Source organism: Paenibacillus sp. J22P218, assembly GCF_056269195.1.
The window spans coordinates 592,249-598,575 of sequence record NZ_JBWDNL010000005.1; the positions used below are offsets into that span (position 1 = coordinate 592,249).

Here is a 6,327-nt window from a genome sequence, read left to right on the forward strand (position 1 = left end):
ATAGGCTTAGTAGGAGTCAGGCCTACCCTGCCTTAACTGCTTTAAGTCTGAACCATCCACTTTCATAGTCTTTCTGATGATAAGCAAGGCGCAGTCCCAATTGCATGAGCCTGTCTCCCCCATAGCTTGACTTGTCTCCAGGATCACCGGACCAAACCTCGTATTCAAGTTCCGGGTTAAGCCCATCCAGCCGCAAGGTTCTTCGCGGTGCATTCGGCACGGCCATCACTTGGAAATAGTACACGACGGCTTCCTTTTTGTCTTCGGATACAAACATCCAAGCCGATTCGTTCCCTTCAAACGGACTCTTCAAGCGATACATGTCGCCCTTTTGAACTAATCCGCGAATTTGCTTGTAGGTTATGACTTGGTTTTTGACAATCTCTTTTTCTTCATCGCTGAATTTGGTTAGATCAAGCTCATATCCAAAGTTTCCGGACATGGCGACGTTCCCTCGAAAATCAAGTGGCGTTATCCGTCCAACTTGATGGTTAGGAACGGCTGATACATGAGCTCCAATTGCACTTACAGGGTAGACAAGGCTGGTACCGTATTGTATCTTTAACCGTTCTACAGCATCCGTATTATCACTTGTCCAGGTTTGAGGCATGTAGTAGAGCATTCCAGGATCGAAGCGGCCTCCTCCGCTTGAGCAGCTCTCAAACAGAATATTCGGATATGCCGTGGTGATGCGTTCCAACAGCTCGTACAAACCTAGAACATAGCGATGGGCCGTCTCCGATTGACGTTCAGAGGGCAGTGAAGCGGAGCCCATTTCAGTTAGAGCGCGGTTCATGTCCCATTTCACATAAGAGACCGGCACGCTGGAGAAGATCGCTGACAGGGAGTCGTAAATGTAATCTCGAACTTCCTTTCGAGTATAATCCAGCACGAGCTGCCATCTTGCTTCGCTGCGCCTGCGTCCAGGAACATGAAGACACCAGTCCGGATGCTCCCGGTAAAGATCGCTGTCCGGCGATATCATCTCCGGTTCAAACCAAAGTCCGAATTTGAGCCCAAGCCGATTAATGCGTTCCGCCACATCCGCAAGTCCGTCCGGCAGCTTCCGGCGATCCTCGTACCAATCTCCAAGAGATGAATTATCGGAATCCCGCTTGCCGAACCAGCCGTCGTCCAATACGAACAGCTCTATTCCTAGCTTCGACCCCTCTTCCGCTATCGCTAACAACTTATCGGCATTAAAGTTAAAATAAGTAGCCTCCCAGTTATTGACTAGAATCGGCCGCTCTTTATCCCGATATTCCCCTCGGCATAGCCTTGTCCGGTACAAGCGATGATAAGTACGCGACATCTCGCCCAATCCTTGCTTAGAGTAAACCATAACGACTTCCGGTGTTTGGAAACTCTCACTTGGATTTAGCAGCCATGTGAAATCAAAGGAATTCACTCCCATGCTCATTCGCGTAGAGCCGAATGAATCCACCTCAGCTACCGCTTCAAATCCGCCGCTGTATACTAAGCTGAAGCCGTAAGCTTCACCATGGTTTTCCGTTGTATCAGGAGTGACCAACGCGGAAATGGGGTTTAATTGATGGCTGCTCATGCCTCTTTTGCTATCGATTCGAGTCTCGCCTTGATGAAGCGCTCTACGGGTCATATTGCCTTCTCGAGCCCAGGCTCCGGAAAGATAGATGATCTCTAATTCCCCTTTATCCATGAAGTCTATACTTGCACTTAGTGCACGGAGAAGCCGAAGCTTCTTGCCCCCTTCATTGCTCAACCGTGCAGAACGGATAATGACATTCCGATCAGCGAAGACAGTATAGATAAGGACAACTTTCAGACCCGAATGGGCATCCTTCAGCTCCAGCTCCAAAGTCTCTGCTTCGGTTTCATTCTCTACATAAACGGCTGGGAGTCCAGCTAATGAAGGCTTCCCCCTAATGAGCTTGTACCCTTCGTACTTTAGCTCCGTAATTCGAGTTCCATCCTCAAGCTCTACTTGATAAGCCGGGTTACGAAAGTCTCCGTTCCCGTATTGAGGGTATTCTTGGAATAAGCGATCCAATCCAGCCTTCTCGGGAGTGTGAATGAATAAATCCGCCATGGGTTCCCGGTGCTTCAGTTTGTCTCCCCAATATACATGAATAGGATAACCGTCCACAATTTGAATAAGATAACTCATGCAGGCCGACTGTAGGTGAAAAAGCCCCGTATTCTCTTGAACAATGATGCCCATAACACTTCTCCTCTCAACACTACCCATTCAGAGCAAATGTTTTCTTGTGTTCTCAAAATAAAATATGGTTTTAAGCTTGGCACATATTAATAGATGCTATGTCAACTATACAGGAATAATATATCAACACTTATTATTGAGTACATAGCATGATGCTCACTAATTATGTTATAATGCTTGGTATTTTAATATTAAAGGGGTTATACCATCAAGCCGATTCCATAAACCCTTGGTCATATTGCTGGTTTGGTTTTGACGGAACAGTGGCGGAATTGCTCCTCAAGCAAGCAGGATTAACGAGGGCAAGCCCAATCCTCAACTATGGTCAAGACGATAAGATTTATAATTATTTGAAGTTAATGGCCGAGGCCAATAGAAATCATAAAGCAAGAGAAACCAGACTGACCGGTTTGCTTTACTTGTTATTATCCCTACTTGCAGAATATGGTCCGGTAACGCCAACAGAGCAAAAGGAAAGTCGTGCGGAAATTTACGTTGAAAAGGTGAAGGACATCGTCGAAACCAACTTTCCTCAGATAATCACCATAGAGGACATTGCTCGCATAGTCGGACTCAATCGAAGCTATCTTTGTTCGTTATTCAAACAACAATTGAATACGAGTATCCAGGAATACTTAATTCGTATTCGGATCCAAAAAGCATGTGAAATGATGAGGAACGTTGAGCTGTCGATAGGTGATATCTCCCGCTCCGTCGGCTACAATGACCCTTTGCTCTTCTCCAAAATGTTTAAAAAGATAATTGGAGCTTCCCCTAAGCATTACCGAGCAGAAGCGGTAAAAGCGGTAATCTTTGCCTAATGCCTGCTCAAGCAAAGCTGGCTTTTCACTGAAATCCTGAAAAAATCGCGTTATCCTTTTGGATAACGCGATTTTTATGTCCAATGATTTTACTTCCAAGTTGACTAGGTATACATTTACTCCCCGAACGCACTTGGACCGTACATATGTTACGACTTCTGATAGCTGCGGCGAAAGGCGCCGGGTGTGAGCCGTTCCAGCTTCTTGAAGATTGCTCCATAATAGCTGGCGGATTCGAAGCCGACTTGATGAGCAATATCCTGCATCCCGGGCTGTTCATTGTCGAGCAGCAATTCCTTGCTCTTGTTGATCCTTACCTGATTGACATAGCTGATGGGACGAATGCCTGTCGTCTTCTTGAACAAATGGCAGAAGTATTCCGGTGTGACGCACATCAGTCCGGCGAGCGTCTGCAAAGTAATCTCTTCGGCATAATGCTGGTCAATATAGTCCAGGACCGGCTTTAACCGCTCATACTGTTGCCCGACGGTATCGCTGCCCTCGAGAGAGACGCGCTGAATAATCTCCGTCAATAAGGTATAGAGGATGGCGGAGCAGGCGTAATTGCTTAACGTTTGCTCTTGCGGCGTAAGGGCAGCTTGCAGCAGCTCCCGCATGCGGGATTGAAGGTATTCGGGCGATGCGAGCGCGAATACGCATGTGTCTGCAATGCCGACTGTTTCAAACAAGTTCGCTGCCCCGCTGCCATCGAAGATGATCCAGTCGACTTCCCAGCTCCCCGATATAGCATAGTATTCGTGCTTCTGGCCGGGGAACAGCAGCATGCCCATGCCTTGCTTGACGATATGCTCCGTTTCACTTAGCTTGAGCTTGCCCTCGCCACTGCGGCATTGAATCCACTGATAATCCTGAATGCCTGGGTCTCGGCGTATATGCTCCTGTTCATGATGCAGACCAATGCCAAGCAAATAAAAAGGAAGCAGCTTGTCTCGGGCGGATAGTACCGGGAAAGCGCGATTGGGATGGGGCATGCGACCAACTCTCCTGTTATCTTAATATTATTATATCGTATTAATTATTTAAGATATTCACTCGAATTAATATAGCATATAATCGCAATATATTGATGAATAAAGGAGATCACAGGATGACGATTAAGATCGGAATTGATTATTATCCAGAACAATGGACTCCCGAGCTATGGGACAAGGATGCAGCGCTTATGCAAGAGACAGGTGTTGCTGTTGTGCGAATGGCGGAGTTTGCCTGGAGCCGAATGGAACCGACCGAGGGTGATTATCGGTTTGAATGGTTGGATGCGGCTATAGAAGTATTCGCCTCGCGCGGCATGGAGATCGTGTTATGCACACCTACCAATACCCCGCCGAACTGGATGACAACCCGTTATCCCGATGTGCTGCCAATGAATGAACAACGTCAAATCATCCGGCCGGGTGTGCGTGGACATCGTTGCAACAACAGCTATTCCTTGAGAATGCTGGGATCCAAATTTGTGGAAGCAATGTCACAGCGCTATGCGAAGCATCCCGCCGTCATTGGTTGGCAAATCGATAACGAGATGCATTACCAGGAATGCCATTGTGATACATGCAATCGTGCATTTGTCGCTTGGCTGCAGAAGCGTTATTCCAGTCTGGAAGAGTTGAACCGGGAGTGGGGCACGGTCGTCTGGAGCGGGGAGTACAGCAGCTGGGCCGAGGTAACGACGCCGCTCGGTACCAGCAAGCCGATGAATCCCTCCTATCTTCTGGAGTACAAGCGGTTCTGCTCGGACAGCGTAGGCTATCTGCTCGGATGGCAGCTTGAAATTCTACGCAGCAACTGTCCAGGCCAATTCGTGACGCATAACATGTGGCAATTCCCGAATAGCCTGGACTATTATGATCTCTACAAAGAGCTGGACTTCGCCTCTGTCGATTATTATCCGAATGAGCTGCATCGCGATTATGGCGATCGGTTTCCGAGGAACGGAGCGCTGTCGCTGGACTTGGTTCGCGGCATCAAGCGCCGCAATTTCTGGGTAATGGAGCAGCTGAGCGGAGCGCAAGGCGCATGGATGCCAATTCAGCGCACCCCTTATCCTGGACTGATCAGAGCTCGTTCCTGGCAGACAATCGCCCGCGGCGCCGATATGGTCGTCCATTTCCGCTGGCGGAGTGCTGCCGTCGGAGCCGAACAGTTCTGGCATGGGCTTATCGACCATAGCAATGTTCCTGGGCGCAGGTTCAGGGAGTTCGCGGAGCTTACTCGCGAGGTGAACCGGCTAGGAGAGCTGCTGGCCGGCTCGACAATCGTTACCCAGGTTGCGATTCTGCATTCGCATGATCAGCATACGGCGCTTTCCCTTCAGGCACAAGCGGAGGGGGGAATGCACTATATGGACAACTTGTCCTCTATGCATAATGCATTTCTGAAAATGGGCATCGGTACGGACGTTATCAATTGGACCGAGAAGCTCGATGGCTACAAGCTGGTCATTGTCCCTTCCCTCTTTCTGTTAAGCGAAGAAGTAGCGCAGCGGCTGGAGCGATTCGCAGCCGGGGGCGGCACGGTCGTCCTCACCAATCGGACAGGCGTGAAGAACATGAGGAATGTATGTGAGATGCTGCCTCTGCCGGGGCTGCTGGCAGAAGCGGCGGGTGTTGTCGTTAGTGAATATGATGCAATCGGCAACAGCGAGCATCGGATTCGGAACGCAGAGGGCCAGACATTCGCTGCGAAGCAATGGTGCGATCTGCTGGAACTGCGAGGAGCAGAACCGATTGCCTGGTATGACAACGACTTTTACGAGGGTGTGCCGGCGGTAACTGTCAATAAGCTTGGTGAAGGTGAAGTGTATTATGTCGGCACTTGGCCGGAGCCATCGTATTTCTATCAGCTTTTCGAAGGCATATTGAAGGAAAAGGGCTTGGCGCCCAAGCTCCAGCTGCCGGAAGGTGTCGAGCTGTCGATTCGAACGAAGGGTGAGGAAAGCTTCCTGTTCCTGATCAATTTGACGAACGAGCAACGTGAGGTTACGCTTGACGTTCCCTATCGCAGCTTGTTGACGAGCGAGAAATCAGAGCAGAAGTTGACGCTGCCAGCTCTGGGAGTAGATATTCTAACTTTATAAGATCAGCGGCTTGCATCTTGGCGAAGGGCTGTCTCACAAGGCTGAATACCTTGAGGGACAGCTCTATATCGCTGTTCATTAGAAGTGTGGGTCTGTCAATAACATGGTCGAGAGGTAGAACATTTATAAGGGGAGCGCCCCCAAAACCAAAAGGGGTTTTGGGGGCGACCCCCGTGACTCGGGGGTTTTGATTTAACATAGGTACCACTGGT

The 6,327-nt window shown here is 49.2% G+C and carries 4 protein-coding genes; 2 read left to right on the forward strand and 2 right to left on the reverse strand.

The features are described from left to right. Positions 1-22: 22 nt before the first annotated feature. On the reverse strand, positions 23-2,200 hold the full coding sequence (locus tag AC0YN0_RS23630; protein WP_475823469.1) for an alpha-galactosidase: 2,178 nt from the start codon (positions 2,198-2,200) through the stop codon (positions 23-25). A gap of 149 nt (positions 2,201-2,349) precedes the next feature. On the opposite strand from AC0YN0_RS23630, the gene AC0YN0_RS23635 reads away from it, so the two are divergent. Further along, entirely contained in the window at positions 2,350-3,021 is a 672-nt protein-coding gene (locus AC0YN0_RS23635) for a helix-turn-helix transcriptional regulator (RefSeq protein ID WP_475823470.1), read from the forward strand. 149 nt (positions 3,022-3,170) lie between these two features. Here AC0YN0_RS23635 and AC0YN0_RS23640 read toward each other — a convergent pair whose 3' ends face one another. Next, positions 3,171-4,013 (reverse strand): helix-turn-helix transcriptional regulator, encoded by an 843-nt coding sequence (locus tag AC0YN0_RS23640; RefSeq protein WP_475823471.1) that lies wholly within the window; start codon positions 4,011-4,013, stop codon positions 3,171-3,173. Positions 4,014-4,129: 116 nt separating this feature from the next. Between AC0YN0_RS23640 and AC0YN0_RS23645 the strand changes: the two genes are divergently transcribed. After that, positions 4,130-6,115 (forward strand): beta-galactosidase, encoded by a 1,986-nt coding sequence (locus AC0YN0_RS23645; protein WP_475823472.1) that lies wholly within the window; start codon positions 4,130-4,132, stop codon positions 6,113-6,115. The last annotated feature ends 212 nt before the right edge of the window (positions 6,116-6,327 follow it).

Excerpts from the sequence above, each read along its gene's own strand:
- AC0YN0_RS23645 (WP_475823472.1), top strand. The coding sequence starts at position 4,130 with ATGACGATTAAGATCGGAATTGATTATTATCCAGAACAATGGACTCCC.
- AC0YN0_RS23640 (WP_475823471.1), bottom strand. The coding sequence starts at position 4,013 with ATGCCCCATCCCAATCGCGCTTTCCCGGTACTATCCGCCCGAGACAAG.
- AC0YN0_RS23635 (WP_475823470.1), top strand. The coding sequence starts at position 2,350 with ATGATGCTCACTAATTATGTTATAATGCTTGGTATTTTAATATTAAAG.
- AC0YN0_RS23630 (WP_475823469.1), bottom strand. The coding sequence starts at position 2,200 with ATGGGCATCATTGTTCAAGAGAATACGGGGCTTTTTCACCTACAGTCG.